This is a genomic window from Salinivibrio sp. PR932 (genome assembly GCF_001996125.1).
In the GTDB taxonomy this organism is placed as follows: Bacteria; Pseudomonadota; Gammaproteobacteria; order Enterobacterales; family Vibrionaceae; genus Salinivibrio; species Salinivibrio proteolyticus.
This window is the reverse complement of sequence record NZ_MUFM01000024.1, coordinates 17,805-38,031: the sequence shown is the minus strand read 5'-3', so window position 1 is coordinate 38,031 and position 20,227 is coordinate 17,805. Positions and strand designations below refer to the sequence as shown.

Below are 20,227 nucleotides of genomic sequence, written 5' to 3'. Positions count from 1 at the left end.
AGCTTTTTGTGCGCATTAAGACTCACACACATTAAAGGACATGTCATGCAACCTAAAATCGTGTTGGCATCCAGTTCCCCTTATCGACAAGCGGTATTTAAGAAACTCGCCCTACCCTTTACCGCATTTTCACCCGCCATTGATGAGAGCCGACAAGAAAATGAGCGCCCGACTGACTTGGTCGAACGTCTCGCATTAGAGAAAGCCATGGCGGGTATGCCTTTGTATGGTGACGCGTTGATCATTGGCTCTGATCAAGTCTGTGTGATTGATGAAGAGGTGCTCGGTAAACCCGGCACACGTGAAAAGGCCATTGAGCAATTGCTGCGAGCCAGTGGCAAGCAAGTCACTTTTTATACCGGCATTGCAGTCATTAACAGTAAAACCGGCCACCATCAATCCGATGTCGAGCCCTTTCATGTCGACTTTCGTGATCTCAGCGAAGCCGAGATCACACGTTATATCGATAAAGAATTGCCGTTAGATTGCGCCGGTAGTTTCAAATGCGAAGGGTTGGGCATCGCGTTGTTTAATGCCATGCACGGCCGTGACCCCAACACCTTAATTGGACTGCCGCTGATCCGCCTGCGCGAAATGCTCGAGAAAGAAGGCGTCTCAGTTATTTAACACTGCAGACAAAGTAGCGCCGCGCCTAGATGAGTGGCTAAGGCGCCATCGCATGACCCCGCAAAACCTGTCGCTTGGTACGGTGTCCCTTGTAAGCTGTGCGCCGGCGTATGGTGTGAAAGATCGCCGTTTTACCGGTGACTCATAGGATAAGACTATTCAGTGAGTCAACCACAGCAATCGGCGCGTAAGCCTGCAAGGTGTTTCGGTCGTGCACTCCCCATGTCACACCAAGACGGTCGACCATCGCGTTCGCTGCCAGTTGCATATCATGATGTGTATCACCCACCATTAACGCTTGCGCTGCGCCGACACCTGTTTGCGTCAATATTTCTTCGATCATCTGCGGATCAGGCTTAGAGGCTGTTTCATCGGCACAGCGTGTCACTTCAAACAGGTCAGCCGTTCCTGTTTCGGCTAACGCTCGGTCAAGCCCAGCACGTGATTTTCCGGTGGCCACGGCGAGTTTGAATCCGTCTGCCTTTAATGCTCTGAGTGTGGCCTTCACCCCAGGATAAAGCTGGCACGGGGTTGGGTTATCATGCACAAACTGTTGACGGTAATGCGCAATCCAGTGCGGATACCATTTAGGATCCGCGTCTGGATACAACAACGAATAGCCCTTCTCTAAACTCAATCCAATCATTTGTTTGAGTTGTTCCGGCGCAAGCGTGGGTAGATGACCGGTGAGCGCAGCGGCGGCCTCTAAGCTCGAGACAATCCGTCCGATAGAGTCCATGACGGTGCCATCCCAATCAAAGATAAGCAGCGAATAGGGTCTAAGTAACGGATGCACCGAGAGTGATTGCTCACCCTCACTCATCGCCGTCATCTCTTGTACTATCACTTGTCCGCTTTCACTCATGCATGCCTCACTATTCCACTACTTATTATCGGAAATTGTCTGATAGGGACCGTCCGGTTGCGCTTATTTACCGGTTTTCTTCCGCAACCCCTCAAGCGCACGTTGTAACTTTGCTTCCATCGGCGCGTCGAGATCCATGGTCTCTTCACGGCCCGGATGCACAAAGCGAATTTTCGCCGCATGCAGGAAGAGTCGATTTAGGCCGACTTGTTTGGTATAAGCATCAAAGCGCGGATCACCATAGCGGTCATCCCACGCGAGTGGATGACCCATATACTGCGCATGCACGCGAATCTGGTGCGTTCGTCCCGTCACTGGGCTAGCCTGCACCAGCGTCGCCTCCGCAAAACGCTCGATCACCTTAAAGCGGGTTTCCGATGGCTTACCATTGGGGTTCACACGCACAATGCTATTTACTTCATTTTTTAATAGAGGTGCCGTAACTTTGCGCTTTTTCGCAGGCCACTCCCCCATCACGAGCGCGTAGTAATCTTTTCGCACTGTCTTTTCACGAAATTGTGCTTGGAGATGCCGTAATGCCGAGCGTTTTTTCGCAATCAGCAAGATCCCAGAGGTATCACGGTCAATACGATGCACCAACTCTAAAAAACGCGCTTTAGGGCGCAACGCACGCATGGCTTCGATAGCACCAAACTGTAGCCCACTTCCGCCGTGCACCGCAGTGCCCGATGGCTTGTTCAACACCAAGAGATGGTCATCTTCATAAAGAATGCAGTTTTCTAACTCAGCCACTTTGTCTAGCTTTGTACTTGGCGCCACTTGCTCATCGCGCTCAGGAAGCCGAATAGGCGGCACACGAATTAGATCGCCCGCTTGAAGCTTATATTCTGGTTTTATTCGTTTTTTGTTAACTCGCACCTCTCCTTTGCGAAGAACGCGATAAATCATACTTTTTGGGACATTTTTCAGCTGATTTCGCAGAAAATTGTCGATACGTTGGCCGGCGATGTCATCGTCAATTTCGATAAATCGCACTTTTGATTTTTGTTCTGTCATAGCGAGTGATTGTACCTCTAAGCGACGGGACATGCACCTATCTAAACCCCGCCTTCAACGCCGCTGAATACATGGCAGCAAAGATAATCGTGCAAAAAACGCGCACATTCGTCCGCTTTTTCTACCAACCCGACACAAGCAGCGAAAGCCGATTGCTGGACTCTGGTCTGGCTGCTATAGTTGCGGCGTTAGTCAGAAAAGGGAATCACTTTTCGGCGACATAACGGGCTTGCCTGTTAAAATATCCATAATTTCGAATGCTTTTCGTGCTTTACGCAGCACTCGGCGTAAGACGTAAGCCAAAAGCACCCGTTAGTGTGTTGACACGATGGCTGGTTGCCAGTGTCAGAGATATCCGCCATGAGTTTAAACACGGCGGACGCCAACTGCATAATCCGGTGAGCCACAATAACCGTCGCAGCTGGCCGATAAAAATTTGCCCGAGCGCACCCCTGATTTTCTCCAGCCGAGAGGCTGCACCATATCAGACTTGGGGTCAGGCAACATTGGCGACTGCTCTCGTCATCAACCGCTAATAACAACGATAAATAAATGAGAACAATCTGATGAAAAGAATGTTGATTAACGCAACTCAAAAGGAAGAGTTGCGCGTCGCATTGGTTGACGGTCAACGGCTGTACGATCTTGATATCGAAAGCCCTGGCCATGAATCGAAAAAAGCTAACATCTACAAAGGACGTATCACCCGTATTGAACCTAGCCTGGAAGCGGCATTTGTTGATTACGGCGCTGAACGACACGGTTTCCTCCCGCTAAAAGAAATCGCCCGCGAATACTTCCCTTCCGGTTATACCTATCAAGGCCGTCCTAACATCAAAGATGTGGTGAAAGAAGGTCAGGAAGTGATTGTCCAAGTGGACAAAGAAGAACGCGGTAACAAAGGCGCAGCACTGACGACCTTTGTCTCTCTAGCAGGTAGCTATTTGGTCTTGATGCCAAATAACCCGCGCGCCGGTGGCATTTCGCGTCGTATCGAAGGCGAAGAACGTAACCAGCTTAAAGAGGCCATGTCAGGTCTTGAATTACCGCAAGGTATGGGCCTGATTGTACGTACCGCTGGTGTCGGTAAATCGGCCGAAGAGTTAGAGTGGGACTTGAAAGTGCTACTCAACCACTGGCAAGCGGTTAAAGAAGCGGCATCATCCAACCCTGCCCCTTTCCTGATCCATCAAGAAAGTAACGTGATTGCACGTGCGATTCGTGACTACTTACGTCGCGATATTGGTGAGATCTTGATCGACAGCGAAAAAGTCTTCAAACGTGCGCAAGAACACATCCAGTTAATACGCCCAGACTTTGTCAGCCGTATCAAACTCTATGAAGGCGAAGTGCCGCTGTTCAGCCACTACCAAATTGAAAGCCAGATTGAGTCGGCCTTCCAACGCGAAGTTCGTCTCCCGTCAGGCGGCTCTATTGTCATTGACCCGACCGAAGCCTTGACGTCTATCGACATCAACTCGGCACGAGCCACCAAAGGCAGTGACATTGAAGAAACAGCGCTACAAACCAACCTAGAAGCCGCGGAAGAAATTGCTCGCCAGCTTCGCTTACGTGATTTGGGCGGTTTGGTGGTTATCGATTTCATCGATATGACGCCAGTGCGCCACCAACGTGAAGTGGAGAACAAACTACGTGATTCGGTTCGCATGGACCGTGCACGGGTGCAAATTGGCCGTATCTCACGCTTTGGTCTATTGGAAATGTCACGCCAACGCTTGAGCCCGTCTCTCGCCGAAGCCAGCCACCATATTTGTCCACGCTGTAAAGGGACGGGTGTTATCCGTGACAACGAATCGCTTTCTTTGTCGATTCTGCGTCTCATGGAAGAAGAAGCCATGAAGGAAAACACGGCGCAAGTTCTGGGTATTGTCCCTGTGCCTGTCGCCTCTTACCTGCTTAACGAAAAGCGTCGGTCGGTACAGCATATTGAGAAGTACCACAATGTAAAAGTGGTTGTGGTGCCAAACGCGGATCTGCAAACCCCACACTTCGATGTGGTGCGCATCCGTGGCGGCGAAGAAATGGCAAGCTTGTCGTACCATCTGCCAAGCCAGCTTGAGTCGCTAAAAGAAGCGGAAACGCGCGAAGAGCCACAACAAGCGCGTCCGGCGAAAAAGCGTGAAGAACCTGTTTTACAAGGATTTGCCGCGCCAAGCTCACCAGCGCCAACCGCAAAGCCCGCTACCGAGACAGCACCTAAACAGCCAAGCCTGTTGGCCAAGCTGGGTAAGTTCTTGTCTGGCCTGTTTGCAAGTGACAACACGTCTGAGGCAACGCCAAGTCAAGCGAGCACGCCATCGAGCAACCGCCAATCGGGTTCATCGACACGTCAACAACGTAGCAAACGCGATCAAAGTGGACGCAATAAACCTCGTCAAAATCAGGCCGCGCCGCAAAAAGACGAGCAAGATGACAACGCACAAGATCGCAACCGTAACAACAAGCCACGCCGCAGTAACAAGTCGCAAGATGAGCGTCGCGACAATAACCGTAAAGGCAAGAAAAACCGTAACGAGAAGCCAAAGTCAGCCCAAGCTGACAAGGTAGAAACGGCGAAGAAACAGCCTGAGAAAGCGGACAATAACGCGGATAACAAGGCAGAAAAAACGGAGAAGGTGAAACAACGTCGCCAACGCCGTAAGCTAAACCGCAGCGTGCGTGTCAACAAAGACCAGCCCGATGCTGTAACCGCATCTGCACAACCACAAGAACCGGCAAAAGGGAAAAATCTCCAGCAAGTCGGTGCCGATGTGGCGCAGCAAGCCAAACAGCAACAAACAGACAACGGCCAAAGTCAGCAAGACAAGCCTGCACGTGAAGAGAAGCGCCGTAATCGTCGTTCTCCTCGTCACCTGCGTGCCAGCGGCCAACGTCGTCGTCGCCGTCCAATGGTGAAAAGCCCGATGCCACTCACCACCGGCATGGCCTCGCCAGAAATGGCGATGGGTAAAGTCTGGTCGGCCGAGCAACCTATCAAAGTAAAACAGGACCGTCGTCGCCAAGACAAACGCCAAGCCGCATCTGTGATTGCAAGCGGAGTTGCACGTCCTGAAATGGCGATGGGTAAAGTGATTGTGATGCGCACACCGAGTGTCGCCGCAACGCCAACGCCAGAGAAGAAGCCAGTCGTTGAGCCAGTGCCAACAGCCCCTGTGGTTGAGGCTACGCCATCGGTAGCCGCATCACCGGCACCAGCGACCACACCAGAACACGATCCAAATGTGGCCTTGGTGACGGAGAAAGTGATTGAGCGTGAAGCGGTTATCACAGCGCCTCAATCAACCATTCGTTATCGTCGCGCAACATCACCAATGATGAAAGCGCCTGCGCCAAACCAAGTGGTTGATCATGCGCCAGTGCGCATCGCCGCCTTTAAAGTGCCCAATGCCAACGCGAAAGCGGCTGGCAGCGCAGAAGCGCGAGCCGCGGCTCAAGCACCGGCAACCAAGCCTCAGTATTAAATCGATACTAACGCTTAAACGTGATGAGAAAGCCCCAGCAGCGCTGGGGCTTTTTTTCAATAAAACCATTAACTATCGGGAAAAGTGATAAAAATGCGCCGATCCACACGCTTCTCGACCAACTTGCTTGTCAAAGCAAAAAAAGGAAGTAACGTCACTGTTTAGCATTCCTTCTGCCTGTTTAGCGTTGCAGACAGAATCATTAAATAGCTGCTTTAAGGACAAGGCTGTTGATCATGAGAAAGCTGTTTATCGCTCCTCCGTTTAAGCGCCTTCATCACACCTTGATGATGGCTTTTCTCCTGCTGAGTTTATTGCCTCTGATTCTCGTGGCACTTTTTTTCCTTAATGCTCACAGCAAGGATTTGCAAGAGCAAAGCACCGCACACCTACTTTCTGTACGCGACAGCAAGCAACAACAAGTGCGTGATTACTTTGATGCTAAAGAATCTGAAGTGTTAGGGTTCGTCGCATCAGAGCTCGCCTATGCCAGTGGTGGTCACTTTTATGGCTTGGTCAACGCCTTCCGTAGCCTAGGCCCTGACATGGATTCCGCCCGGCAGTATGCACAAACTCGCTACCATCCCGGTTCAGGTCACGCGATAAAAACGCCTGTCAGCAAAGGTTCGCCGAACTACCCCGGTGTAGAACGCTACCGCTTACTGCACAAACGTTATCATCGCGCCTATTTAGCACTATTGGCACGTGCAGACTTCGACGATCTGCTACTCGTCGATAAACAAGGTAATGTCACCTATTCAGTCAAAAAGCATTCGAACTATGGGACCAACTTATTGACGGGCCCTTACCAAGATACCAAGCTGGGTCACACCTTTGCCGCGCTAAAGCGCCAAGATAGGCAGGTGAAAGGTAAGCGCGATCCTCACCCTAATGTCGTCATGTCAGACTTTGCCCAAGATCCGGATGGCAACGCCTATGCATGGCTCGGCGCCCCCATTATTCAGCAAGGCTACCTGCACAGTTATGCCTTGTTTCGGCTTCCCAATCACGCGCTGACCGCATTAATGACCCCTTCCTCTTCATCCGACATTCAAACCTTGTTAGTCGGAGACGATCTGCAAGTACGTGGCCATTCATCTAACCCAGAGACGATTGCCAACAGTCTGGCAGTGATTGAAAAGGCACTGGATAATCACACAGGGGTTGAACGCTATGACAATGCGTCCGGCGACACCATGCTGGCGGCCTTTGCACCTATCTCAACCCATGGCTTGCATTGGGCGCTTGTCGCCGAAGTGCCTATCGACATTGCATTTGCGAGAGTTCGCCAACTCGAACAACTGTTCGTCGTAGCGATGCTGTTGGCCGGCTTTGCCGTGTTGGTCGCATCGAACAGTATGTCGAATTTTATTACTCGTCCTTTATTGCAGCTGACGTGGGCCGCAGAGAAAGTGAGTGCGGGGGATCTGGATACCAAAATTCACCATACGCGTCGGCATGATGAAATCGGGCGGTTGGCGGTCAGCTTTTCTCGTATGCGGCGCGCTATCCGTGAAAAGCTTCAGCTTATCCACCAGCAAAATCAAACACTTGAACAAAGTTTGGCCACAATTCAGGAGCAAAACCAAGAGTTGCAGTTGGCTAACAAGCTCAAAGACGAATTTCTGGCTACCACTTCGCATGAATTACGCACGCCTTTGCATGGCATGATTGGAATTGCCGACGCCTTGATCGCTGGTGCGAATGGTCCAATTAGTCGTGATCACCAATACCAGCTTTCGATCATTGTTAACAGCGGCCAACGATTGGCGAAATTAGTCGATGACCTGCTCGATTATCATAAAATGCGCTATGGTCAGCTCTCGCTTGAAAACGAAGCGGTCGATATCACCAGCCTAGCGCGTCTTGTCCTTTCTTTGGCTGAACATCTCAAAAAAGATAAGCCAATCCGTATCATCAATCAGCTCCCCTCGTCCTCTTTGTGGGTCTGTGCCGATACCCAGCGCCTTGAGCAAGTGATGTATAACCTGATTGGTAATGCAGTGAAGTTTACTGATGCCGGTAAGATAGTGTTGAGTGCCGAAAAAATTGATGACAGGGTTCGTATTCAGTTAGTCGATACCGGGCAAGGGATCCCGCCCGAGCAACTGAACGTGATCTTTGAGCCACTCACTCAAGCGGTCAGTGACCACTACCACTATCAGCATGGTGCCGGGCTGGGCTTGTCGATAACACGTCAGCTGATTGAGCTTATGGGCGGTCAGCTTTATGTAAGCAGTCAGCCACAAATCGGCACCACATTTAGTTTTACCTTACCCGCGACCCAAGCGCCTGACGAACCAGTTGTTCATTTACCCAATGACGAACAGCCTTCTCCCCTCTGGCAACCCCTTACCCCACAGGACGTCGAGAATAAGGAGCACGCTGCCACTGTCACTTGCGATGGTGGCTTACTGATCTTGGTGGTTGATGACGAACCCACCAATCAGCAGGTATTAACCAGCTTTTTACAAATGGAAGGTTATCGGGTTATTACCGCTAGCGATGGCGAAAGCGCGTTACAACAGGTCGAAAAAGAGCGTCCCGCACTGGTATTGCTCGATATACTCATGCCCGGGATGAGTGGCTTTGAAGTTTGTGAACGATTACGCCAGCAGTATCATCATGGGGCGCTTCCCATCATTATGCTCACGGCACTTAATCAACCCGATGACCGCATTCATGGCTTTAACGTGGGTGCCAATGACTATTTGAGTAAACCGTTTAATAAGCAAGAACTTGCCGCACGTATTGCCACGCATCTTGCCGCCTGTGATGCCGAGCGACGTCAGCAAGAAAATCAGCGATTGGAAGCCGCATTAGCGCAAAGTGCTGAGCGACAGGCGAGCCTACTTGAAACCCAGTCATGGCTGATTTCACAATTATCCCTCGCCCCTGAAGCGATCATCGGGGCAGGTAGCGATGGTCAAATCCGCTTTGCCAATGCATCTGCCGCTGCGCTATTTCAACAGCAAGATGCCAATCTCAAACGTATGCATAGCCATGCCCTGATCCACGAACCGGATGAGAGCCAACAGCTCGAGCGCTATCAAGGTAAGTTGACTGTTTATATCGGCGACCGGCATCGTGATCTAGAAGGGATGATTTTGCGTTTCCCAACGGCTTCTGAAATCACCACCTTATATGTGATGAACACTGATACACCCGTCTCGCTAGCGCGGATCCAAAGTTTAGAAAGTGCGATTGAGGCTTTGTCTGGCTATGCGTTCCGTGGTGATACGCGCCAACTGGATAAATTAAAAGCCATGGGCGGTGAGTTTGAAGCCTTAGTGAGCCAAGCCCAGAGCCAGCAAGAGGATAAAGCGCAAGCGCGCCGACAACTCATTGTCGATGCGATGGTAGCTGGGCTTGAGTACTGGGAAAAAACGACGGGTAAAAGTAAGTTCGATTTTGCCGAACAAAGCGGGCTGTGGCGAGTATACCTCGACCGCAGTAGCCTGCAAACCCGCACATTGGATAAGTACTTACTGCTGGAAACCTTACCCAAAACACCAAGGTGGCGCACAGTACTCAGCTCTATTCGCTACATCCTTGACCACTGTGACAAACACAATACCGATCGTACTCAGTTAGAGGCCTACTACCGACAGCTGCGTCAGCTGCTGCTCGAAGACTAACACACCCCGTACCACCTTCCCCCCAACGTGCCTCTCCTATTGAGGACAGGCACTTTTCTCTTTCCTTACCCAATAAGCAATTAATCAGCAATTAATCAGGACAGACACTCTAATCTCCCCTATGGGGACAGACACTTTAAATACTAACGAACATTTAAAGTGCCTGTCCCATTAAGCACTCCAACAAAAGAGCAACAAAAGTGTCTGTCCCCATAAATCTAAAGTGCCTGTCCCAACAAGGATCCACCAACCTACACGATAATAATTCACGCAAATAAACGGGGTCTTTGATGCCGATATCAGTCCAAGTCTGAGCGATAGTTGGGGCTAAAAATCAGGATTGTGGGGAGTATCACAACAAAACGGCAAGATTAAATTCTTGATTAAAAATAAGCCCTAAGAAGCATGTGATATCTGTCACCCCTGAGAAGATAACAAATAAGTCATTGATATTTATTGGTATAATCTGGTTCGGTTTCTGGTTTTTATCTCAGAAGAGAAAGCGAGTCAGGATACCTCTTCAATTTATCCCGATCGATTTTAACGGTTTTAACGTCATGAAAGCGTTTTTTTACGATTTTAACGATTAATGACGTTGCGCGGCGTTCTATCGGCATGCTTATTTGAAGAGGTTCACCGGCCGCTGTGTTATCGATTGCTGATGCATACGATGACCAGACAACAGACAACTAGATGCCGGTGAATCGGCAAGCTTGAGCTCGCGAAGGTTGTAAGCAACGAGCTCACTATCCATCACGTGAACTGAAAGCAACAGTAAGGAATGGCTATGTTTTCGAGTAACATTAGAGTTGCCAGCAAGACCCTACTTGCCTCCGCAATTATCGGAGCGCTGAGCGTAAGTGCTGGCGTCAGTGCCGCCGAGCGCAGTGAGCTCACTATCCACCCGAAAGAATTCAATACCTTTGTCCGTAACTTTAACCCTTTCCTTGGCGCCACCTATTTGCACACCACCACTGACTTCGTCTATGAGCCCTTAGTGGTGTTTAACGAAATGAAAGGCAACCAGCCTGTCTTTCGTATCGCGAGTGGCTATGAAATGGCAGATGACCTGAAAAGTGTCACCTTTACCCTACGCAAAGGGGTGAAATGGTCAGACGGCGAAGCCTATACCGCCGATGATGTGGTGTATTCATTTGATTTAGTAAAAAACCATCCGGAGCTCGACCAATCTGGGATTAATAAATGGATTGAGGATGTGAAAAAAGTCGACGACTATACGGTCCGCTTTGAACTCACGGAGGCCAATTCCAACGTACCGTACGAGATCGTCAAAGTGCCAGTGGTGCCCGAGCACGTTTGGAAAAACATCGAAGACCCAGCATCTTACACCAATGAAAACCCGGTAGGCTCTGGCCCCTTCACCACTATCGATACCTTCACATCACAGCTCTATATTCAATGTCGTAACCCCTATTATTGGGATAACGACAACCTTGATGTCGACTGTCTGCGCGTGCCGCAAATCGCCAATAACGACCAGTTCTTAAGTAAAGTAATCAGTGGCGAAATGGACTGGACCTCCTCGTTCATTCCTGACATTGACCGCACTTATGCCGCGGCCAATCCTAATCATCACTATTGGTACCCTGCCGCTGGCACCCAAGCCTTTATGGTCAATTTTAATGACCCTGATCCGGCCAAGCGTGAAGCGCTGACCAATGTCGACTTCCGTCGCGCATTTTCGATGGCGCTTGACCGTCAAACCATCATTGATATCGCGTTTTATGGCGGTGGTACGGTAAACGACTTCGCGTCTGGCTTAGGTTATGCCTTTGAGTCTTGGTCCGACGAAGCGGTGCATGAAAAATATCGCCAATACAATACGTACGATCTAGACGGCGCCAAAGCACTGCTCGCTAAAGCCGGCTTTAAAGATCAAGACGGCGATGGCTTTGTGGAAACGCCATCAGGTAAGTCGTTTGAGCTCGAGATCCAATCTCCCAATGGCTGGACCGACTTCAACAACACCGTTCAGCTTGCGGTTGAGCAACTTGCCGAGGCCGGCATCAAAGCCAAAGCGCGTACACCTGATTTCTCGGTGTATAACCAAGCGATGCTCGAAGCCGACTACGACGTCGCCTACACCAACTACTTCCACGGTGCGGACCCTTACACCTATTGGAATAGCGCATATAACTCCAATTTACAGAAAGGGGACGGCATGCCGCGGTTCGCGATGCATTATTACCAAAATGCCGAGCTCGACAAGCTGTTAGACAGCTTCTACAAAACCGCGGATAAAGCTGAGCAACTGGAAATTGCCCACCAAATCCAAGCGATTATCGCCAAGGATCAGGTCACCATTCCGGTGCTTTCTGGCGCTCAAATGTATCAATACAACACAACCCGCTTCACCGGTTGGTGGAACGAAGACAACCCGAAAGGTCGTCCCTCTATCTGGGCCGGTATTCCTGAGCGTCTTCTTCATGTGCTGGACCTTAAGCCCGTTCAGTAACCACTATCGGGCGCCTTGCGCGCCCGCTTTTCCACGGTGTTCACGCCACGAACATCACCACTTCGCTGTGTAAGGTGTGGGTTATGGGTTATTTTTTCCGACGGCTAACTTTTTACATGATTGCCCTTTTAGTGGCAGCAACACTCAATTTTATTATTCCTCGTGCCATGCCCGGTGATCCTGTCACCATGATGTTTGCCAACGCCTCGGTGCAAGTCACTCCAGAGCGGATTGAGGCAATGAAACAACTGCTGGGCTTTGTTGATGGCCCCCTCTATATGCAGTATTTCACCTACATGAAAAACGTGTTGAGCTGGGATTTAGGCACCTCCATCCAGTTTTATCCGTTGTCGGTAAACGAGCTCCTCGGCAAAGCCTTTGGCTGGTCGCTGTTTCTTGCCGGCAGTGCAGTGCTGCTGTCCTTCTCGCTGGGCTCGATTTTGGGGATTTTTGCCGCTTGGAAGCGCGGCGGAAAATACGATGCAGTGATCACTCCAGGAATGCTAATCATCCAAGCAGTACCTCAAGTGGTTATCGCGATGTTGGCGCTGTTTATTTTCGCCATTGGCCTGAAATGGTTTCCTACCGGATACGCCTACACGCCAGGCGTCACCCCTGACTGGACCAGCTGGGCCTTTATTAAAGATGTGGCCTATCACGCCGTACTTCCGCTTTTTTGTGCCTCCATCATTCAAGTCGGCGGCTTTTTGGTCAACATGCGTAACAACATGATTAACCTGCTTGCGGAAGACTACATCACCATGGCCCGCGGCAAAGGGTTAAGCGAAAACCGCGTGGTGTTTAACTATGCGGCGCGGAACGCGCTCTTGCCCAGTGTCACCGCGCTATCGATGTCGCTGGGTATTGCCATCGGGGGCCAACTGATTGTGGAGATCATTTTTAACTACCCCGGTCTTGGCTCAGTGCTTTTGAATGCGATCAACGCGCGTGACTACCAAGTCCTGCAAGGCCAGCTACTGATTATGACCTTGTTTATGCTCTCGTTTAACTTAATTGCTGACATGCTGTACGTGGTCCTTGACCCACGCCTGCGCAAAGGAGGCAAATAACATGAAAGATCTCCTCACCCTTATCGTACGCAATAAAATTGCCCGCGCAGGCTCCATCATTGTTGGCCTATTTATATTAATGGCGGTCTTCGCGCCTTTATTAACCCAGCACGCACCTAATAAACGCACCGGTAATCCGCATGAATACCCCAGCTTTATCGTCAAAGCGGCGCAAGCCAATCCAGACGGCTGGATCGCCACACACTTAGCGGATGATCGTCGCACCCTACTGATGTCGAAAAAGGCCGACCATGTCCTTGGTACCACCCGTATGGGTCGTGATGTCTGGTCGCAGTTAGTACATGGCGCCCGTGTTTCGTTAGCGGTGGGTTTTGGGGCCGGTATCACCGTGTGTGTGCTCGCCACCTTAATTGGTATTACCGCCGGCTATTTAGGCGGTTGGGTTGACGATGTACTCACCGCCGCGATGAACATTATGTTGGTGATCCCGCAATACCCACTCTTGTTCGTGCTCGCCGCATTTATCGGCGAAGCCGGACCGCTGACGATCGCCATCATTATTGGCTGCACCTCGTGGGCGTGGGGCGCACGGGTGGTTCGCTCACAAACCCTTGCCCTGCGCGAAAAAGAGTTCGTGAAAGCCGCCGAAGTGCTGGGTGAGTCGCGCTTTCGTATCACCTTTGTCGAGATCTTACCTAATCTCGTGCCTATTGTTGGCGCTAGCTTTATTGGTTCGGTGATGTATGCCATTGCCATGGAGTCGATTATCTCCTTTCTAGGCCTTGGCGATCCCAACACCATCAGCTGGGGGATCATGCTCTACAACGTGCAAACCTCTTCATCCATGCTAATTGGCGCGTGGTGGGAGCTGCTCGCGCCTTGTATTGCGCTGACTTTACTGGTTACGGGGCTTGCGTTACTCAACTTCGCAGTGGATGAAATTGCCAACCCGCAATTACGTGCGCAAAAAGGGATGAGGCGCTGGAAAAAACTCAGCCAACAAGAAAAGAAAGCCCGCGACGAGAATCCCGTTGCCGAACACATGCTGATCAGTGGAGATAAATCATGAGTCGCACCCCACTTATCTCAATCCGTGACCTGTGCGTGGACTACATTACCGATGCCGGTGATGTCCGAGCCTGCGATCACGTCAGTTTTGACATTGCCCCCGGTGAAGTCTTCGGTCTGGCTGGCGAATCGGGGTGCGGTAAATCCACCGTTGCCTTTTCGCTGATGCGTCTGCATAAGCCACCCGCCTTTATCACCGGCGGAGAAGTCATCTTTAACGGTGAGAATATCCTCGATTACAGCGACGCTCGGATGCGCGACTTTCGCTGGCGGGAGATGTCGATGGTGTTTCAAAGCGCCATGAATGCCCTTAATCCAGTGCTGACACTCGAAGAGCAGTTTTGCGATGTGTTGATGCGCCACACCAACCTGACCCGCAAACAAGCGGTCAAACGGGCTCAAGGCTTGCTGGAAATTGTTGATATTCACCCTAGCCGCCTGACCGATTATCCGCACCAATTTTCGGGCGGGATGCGTCAGCGCTTGGTAATTGCCATTGCACTGGCCCTCAACCCGAAAATGATCATCATGGATGAGCCCACCACGGCATTAGATGTGGTAGTGCAGCGCGAGATCTTGCAAAAAATCTACGCGTTAAAAGAAGAGTTTGGCTTTTCGATTCTGTTTATCACCCATGACTTATCGCTCATGGTGGAGTTCTCCGACCGGATTGGGATCATGTACTCCGGTGAGCTGATTGAAGTCGCACCGTCCAAACAGGTGCTCAACAACCCCTACCACCCTTACACCGAAGGACTGGGCAGCTCATTCCCCTCACTCACCGGACCTAAGCGCCAGCTCACGGGGATCCCAGGCAATCCGCTCAACTTGCTCGAAATCCCGACCGGCTGCCGCTTTCAAGCGCGCTGTGCTCAGGTGCATGAACAATGCCGAACCACACAAACTGTGTTGCGCCAAATCGAACCTGGCCGTTATTCCAACTGCCACCTATACGACGGCGAGCCGATCGCCCAACAAAAAGTCTAATATCGTGCCAATGTGAGGAAGTCAGTAATGAGTACAGGTTTTGGAGAACTGCTGGTTGAAGGGAAAAACGTGGTGAAAGATTTCCCGATTAACAGCCATGCCCTCAAACAACCCATGATGCGAGCGATCAATGATGTCTCGTTCAAAATGTACAAAGGCCGTGGACTTGCCGTGGTGGGGGAATCGGGCTCGGGCAAATCAACCACCGCGAAAATGATTGCCAAAATGTATGCCCCGACCGATGGCTGCATTGAATATCGCGGCCGCGATATCACCACCATTAAAAAACGTGATGAGCTGATGCGCTATCGCGAAGGCCTGCAAATGGTCTGGCAAGACCCTTTTGGCTCGCTCAACCCCACGCATAATGTGTTTCACCATATTGCGCGCCCATTATTGATCCACAAAAAAGTCGACAAGCGCGACAAAGCACAACTGAAAGAGCGAGTGTTCGAGCTGCTCGAGCAAGTGGGCCTCACTCCGGCCAAAGAAACGGCGGAGAAATTTCCCCACCAACTGTCGGGCGGCCAGCGTCAGAGGATTAACTTGGCGCGGAACATCGCCGTCGGCGCGGAAGTGGTACTCGCCGATGAACCAACTTCGATGCTGGATGTGTCGATTCGTGCCGGTGTACTTAACCTGATGGAAGAGATGAAAGTGGAAAAGCAAATGTCGCTGCTCTACATCACCCATGATATCGCCACCGCGCGTTACATTGCTGAAGACTTGGCAGTGATGTACGTCGGCCATATGGTCGAATGGGGAGACACCGAAGAGATTATTCATCGCCCTCAGCATCCTTACACCCAGCTGTTGGTCTCAGCCGTGCCCGACCCCAGCAAATCTATTCACGAAAAACTAAAGGGCAACAAGGGTGAGATCCCCCTGTGGACGCCGGACTCTGTCGGCTGCCCTTTTGCTGGCCGCTGCCCACATGCGACAGCCAAATGCACTGAGCAGTTACCCGGCGTCACCAAGCTCGCCGATAACCACTATGTGCGCTGCTATTTGTACGAGCAATAGCGACCAATAAGGATACCATCATGCAAGTGCTGACCAATCACATTGGCTACTCGTTACACGGTGACAAATACGCGGTGATCGTCAGTGACAGCGAGGCCCTCTCCGGCACACCCGTGGCACTGATTTCCCTGCCTCCTCTTAGGGGGACAGGCACATTTAGATCGGCGGACAAAGTTGCCTCCTCCTCTGGGGACAGGCACTTTAATGAAGCCGCAGAAGGCGCGCAAAATTTTACGGGGACAGACACTGTTATTCTCGGGACAGACACAGCACCACTCGATAACGTGGTGGCGCAGTTTGAGTTACACCAAGGCACACAGTTAAGCAACTGGCAGATGGGCACGGCTTATACCCTCGATTTTTCTGCCTTTGCACATCGCGGACGCTATCAACTAGTGCTGTTAACAGACACTCCGGTATATTCGCATCCGTTTGAGATCCTTGACGATTGTCTGTTTCACACCACGTTTTCCGATCTGCTGCATTATTTTAAATCACAGCGGTGTAGTGGCATCTATGAACACGCGGATCAGCACGCCAAGGTATTCGGCTCTGATGAACGCGTGGATGTATCCGGCGGTTGGTACGATGCCTCTGGCGATGTGAGCAAATACCTGAGCCACCTTTCCTACGCCAATTACTTTAATCCGCAACAAATCCCGCTATTGGCTTGGGTACTGGCCGATCTTACCAGCCAATTTAGCTCGGAAACGCTGCCCGCGTTTATGCGCACACGCTTAGCCGATGAAGCAAAACACGGCGCTGATTTTCTTCTCCGTATGCAACACCCCAGTGGCTTTTTTTATATGACGGTGTTTGATCAATGGTCGAAAGACCCAGAGCGCCGCACCCTTTGCGCTTACGCGACGCAAGATGGAGTGATGAGTGAGGCTTATCAAGCCGGTTTTCGTCAAGGCGGCGGCATGGCGATTGCTGCCCTTGCCGCCGCAAGCCGATCCCCGCTTTGCGCGGAGCTTGACCAACAAGCACGCTATTTAGACGCCGCCATTCGCGGCTACTGGCATTTGGTTGAACATAACCATCATTACCTTGATGACGGTGAGCCCAACATTATTGACGAAACCTGCGCCCTTCTCGCCGCATGTGAGTTGCATCACGCCATTCGGCAGTCTACCGAAGAGCAACCTACCGGGGACAGTCACGCTTATTTAGCGGGACAGGCACCTTTAGGTTCTGGGGACAGACACATTAGTGCGAACGGTGACTGTCCCTTCTTGAGCGAGGCTCGAGGCTGGATGCAAAAGCTGATAGCACGGCAGTGCAGTGATGAAACCTGTCAGTATTATTGGTCAGCAAATGCTGATGGGAGCCGCCCGTTTTACCATGCCGCCGATGCCGGTCTACCCGGCTTGGCATTAACTCGCTATCTCGATGTGGAAACCGACCCCAGCCATCAAGCTATCGCGCAAACAGCACTGGAACGCGCCTGCCAGTTTGAGCTCAACCTAACACAAACGGCCGATAATCCATTCGCGTATCCGCGTCAGTACGTCAAACCCGTCGATGGCGTCAAACAGGTACGTCACTTTATTCCTCACCACAATGAAACCGGCTATTGGTGGCAAGGCGAGAATGCACGCTTGGGATCACTGGCAACCTTTGCGTGTCATGCTACGCGCCATATTCAAGACGATGCGCTAAATGCGGCCCTCCACACCTTTAGCCAACGGGCGCTTAATTGGATCCTCGGTTTAAACCCATTTGATATCTGCATGCTCGATGGACATGGTCACAACAACCCAGATTACCTACCGCACTTGGGCTTTTTTAATGCCAAAGGGGGGATCTGCAATGGCATTACCGCAGGGATGGAGGATGAAACACAGATTGCCTTCAACCCCGCGCCATATTGCGATGATATGGCGCAAAACTGGCGATGGGGCGAGCAGTGGTTGCCACATGCAAGCTGGTTTATGCTCGCCATCAGTGCGCAAACACTGGTTGGCACCGGCCACTCGAACAAGGAGAACGCTTGATGACTTACCGCCTCGATCTTAGTGTGATCAACGAGTATCCCAATGACACCCCACCGCGCAGCCGAATGGGGTTAACCTTGCATAATCTTACCGACCGCCCGTTAGAAACGCTGTCCATTGCGGTATTATTTGATCGCTTCATCAACCCCAATACCCTGTCACAAGGCAGTATTGAGCAAATCGGTAGTTATTGCGTCATTACACCGGCGCATCAAACACTCGATGCCAATCAAAGCTTATACATCGAGTTTGATGCCCACACGCCGCCATTGCGGTTCCTTTGTGCCGGCTTTAAAGATGCGCTGATCTATGCCAATGGCGAGCAATATTCAGTGATGCTCACCCCCATTAACTTGGCGCACACCCACACCACACGATCAACGATTCCAGATGTTCATCCCGCCGAGCACGCCATTATTCCGGTGCCCAAATCAGTGCGCCACCAGCCAGGGTACTTTACGCTTTCACCCACAACACCATTAATCGCAGTGGATCCACAGGCCCTGCCCGCCGCGCAGTGGTTAAGTAGCGAATGGGTTCGTATGTACCCGCAAGCCGATATTGCACTCGACCCACGCTACCAAGATGCGGTAACTGGCGATCATGCCATTATCTTACGGCCGTTACCCGACTCCGCACTTCGAGATATCGCCCACCGTGATGAGGCCTATCAGCTTACCGTCACCGACCAAGGCGTGGTCATCCAAGCCTGCGCTGAGCGAGGGTTTATTCACGGCTGCGCATCGCTGTTACAACTTTGCCAAGAGCATGACACACAGCTTCGAATACCGGCAATCAAAATCAGCGATGCACCACGCTTTGCTTACCGAGGGATGATGCTCGATTGCGCGCGCCATTTTCATTCGGTGGACACGGTAAAGCGACTGATTAACCAGTTAGCCTATTTTAAGTTCAATACCTTTCACTGGCATTTAACCGACGATGAAGGCTGGCGACTGGAGATTAAAGCTCTGCCTGAATTGACGCGCTATGGGAGTCAACGCGGCCCCAATACCCGCCTTGCTCCGCAATTCAGTCATATTGCAGAGCGTCACGAAGGTTATTATCGCCAAGAAGAGGTGCGTGACGTGATTGAATACGCCGCGGCCCGCGGTATTACCGTCATTCCAGAAATTGATATTCCCGGCCACTGTCGCGCAGCCATCAAAGCGCTGCCTGATTGGCTACACGATGCCGACGACCGCTCTACTTACCGCAGCGTACAACACTACACCGATAACGTATTATCGCCAGCCCTTGATGGCACGTATCGATTTTTAGATACAGTACTAAGTGAAGTCGCCGAGCTTTTCCCTGCCTCATGGGTTCATATTGGTGCCGATGAAGTCCCTGACGGGGTATGGACCGATAGCCCAATTTATCGGGACAGACGCATGAACGGAGAAACGACCGCTTCGCTACAGGGACAGATACTGACCTATGCTGAGCAAAAGCTTCGCGCCTTGGGCAAACGTATGGTTGGCTGGGAAGAAGTGCAGCACGGCGATAAAGTCAGCAAAAACACCGTGATCTATTCATGGCAAAGCGAAGAGGCCGCATTGCACTGTGCGCAGCATGGTTTTGATGTGATTTTAACCCCCGGTCAAGCGACCTATCTCGATATGGTGCAAGATTATGCTGCTACCGAACCTGGGCTCGACTGGGCGGGCGTCACGCCATTAGAAAAAGCCTACCAATATGAGCCGCTGGCAAGCCTCGCCAGTGACGACCCCGCCCGTGAGCACATACTAGGCGTGCAATGTGCACTCTGGAGTGAACTGATCACCAATCAGGACAGGCTCGATTACATGGTATTTCCAAGGCTTACCGCCATTGCGGAAGCGGCTTGGAGCCACAGTGAGCGCCGTGACTGGCTCGATTATCTGGCCAGACTCAAAGCGCAATTACCGCGTTTAGACAAGTTCGGTATTCAATACCGTTCCCCTTGGGCATCGAACAAGTAGGCCGAATTCGCCCACCTGGCAGCGCGCCCTGCGCTGCCAGCTCTTTGCGCTC

Annotated in this window: 12 protein-coding genes; 10 read left to right on the top strand and 2 right to left on the bottom strand. The window is 51.4% G+C overall.

From position 1 onward, the window contains the following. Nucleotides 1-45 precede the first annotated feature (45 nt). A complete protein-coding gene (locus tag BZG84_RS11650) occupies nucleotides 46-627 on the top strand; it encodes a Maf family protein (protein ID WP_077456001.1) in 582 nt (193 codons plus the stop codon). A 142-nt stretch (nucleotides 628-769) separates the two neighbouring features. Here BZG84_RS11650 and BZG84_RS11645 read toward each other — a convergent pair whose 3' ends face one another. Together BZG84_RS11645 and rluC are read right to left on the bottom strand one after the other, a co-directional pair. Further along, nucleotides 770-1,492: an HAD-IA family hydrolase gene (locus BZG84_RS11645; RefSeq protein ID WP_241825783.1), complete on the bottom strand. Its 723-nt coding sequence runs from the start codon at nucleotides 1,490-1,492 to the stop codon at nucleotides 770-772. Nucleotides 1,493-1,555: 63 nt separating this feature from the next. Next, complete coding sequence (gene rluC, locus BZG84_RS11640; protein ID WP_077678247.1) at nucleotides 1,556-2,509, bottom strand: 23S rRNA pseudouridine(955/2504/2580) synthase RluC; 954 nt, start codon at nucleotides 2,507-2,509, stop codon at nucleotides 1,556-1,558. Between the two features lie 566 nt (nucleotides 2,510-3,075). On the opposite strand from rluC, the gene rne reads away from it, so the two are divergent. The 9 genes from rne to BZG84_RS11590 all read left to right on the top strand — a co-directional run bounded on the left by rne (nucleotide 3,076) and on the right by BZG84_RS11590 (nucleotide 20,175). After that, nucleotides 3,076-5,991: a ribonuclease E gene (gene rne / locus BZG84_RS11635; RefSeq protein WP_198536734.1), complete on the top strand. Its 2,916-nt coding sequence runs from the start codon at nucleotides 3,076-3,078 to the stop codon at nucleotides 5,989-5,991. A 236-nt stretch (nucleotides 5,992-6,227) separates the two neighbouring features. After that, complete coding sequence (locus tag BZG84_RS11630; protein ID WP_077678241.1) at nucleotides 6,228-9,629, top strand: response regulator; 3,402 nt, start codon at nucleotides 6,228-6,230, stop codon at nucleotides 9,627-9,629. A gap of 787 nt (nucleotides 9,630-10,416) precedes the next feature. Continuing rightward, nucleotides 10,417-12,105: an ABC transporter substrate-binding protein gene (locus tag BZG84_RS11620; RefSeq protein WP_077678239.1), complete on the top strand. Its 1,689-nt coding sequence runs from the start codon at nucleotides 10,417-10,419 to the stop codon at nucleotides 12,103-12,105. An 83-nt stretch (nucleotides 12,106-12,188) separates the two neighbouring features. Next, the gene (locus BZG84_RS11615; RefSeq protein WP_077579530.1) at nucleotides 12,189-13,175 is read left to right on the top strand and encodes an ABC transporter permease; all 987 of its coding nucleotides are present in this window, start codon (nucleotides 12,189-12,191) and stop codon (nucleotides 13,173-13,175) included. A gap of 1 nt (nucleotide 13,176) precedes the next feature. Further along, the gene (locus BZG84_RS11610) at nucleotides 13,177-14,205 is read left to right on the top strand and encodes an ABC transporter permease (RefSeq protein ID WP_077678238.1); all 1,029 of its coding nucleotides are present in this window, start codon (nucleotides 13,177-13,179) and stop codon (nucleotides 14,203-14,205) included. After that, nucleotides 14,202-15,191 carry an ABC transporter ATP-binding protein gene (locus tag BZG84_RS11605; RefSeq protein ID WP_077480264.1) on the top strand — a complete coding sequence of 330 codons (990 nt, stop codon included), beginning with the start codon at nucleotides 14,202-14,204 and terminating at the stop codon, nucleotides 15,189-15,191. Before BZG84_RS11610 ends, BZG84_RS11605 begins: the two co-directional genes overlap by 4 nt. Nucleotides 15,192-15,218: 27 nt before the next feature. Continuing rightward, the gene (locus BZG84_RS11600; RefSeq protein ID WP_077678237.1) at nucleotides 15,219-16,214 is read left to right on the top strand and encodes an ABC transporter ATP-binding protein; all 996 of its coding nucleotides are present in this window, start codon (nucleotides 15,219-15,221) and stop codon (nucleotides 16,212-16,214) included. A 20-nt stretch (nucleotides 16,215-16,234) separates the two neighbouring features. Next, on the top strand, nucleotides 16,235-18,211 hold the full coding sequence (locus tag BZG84_RS11595) for a glycoside hydrolase family 9 protein (RefSeq protein ID WP_241825782.1): 1,977 nt from the start codon (nucleotides 16,235-16,237) through the stop codon (nucleotides 18,209-18,211). Then, nucleotides 18,211-20,175, top strand: coding sequence for a beta-N-acetylhexosaminidase (locus tag BZG84_RS11590; protein ID WP_077678236.1), 1,965 nt, complete (start codon nucleotides 18,211-18,213; stop codon nucleotides 20,173-20,175). The genes BZG84_RS11595 and BZG84_RS11590 overlap by 1 nt, the downstream gene beginning before the upstream one ends. The last annotated feature ends 52 nt before the right edge of the window (nucleotides 20,176-20,227 follow it).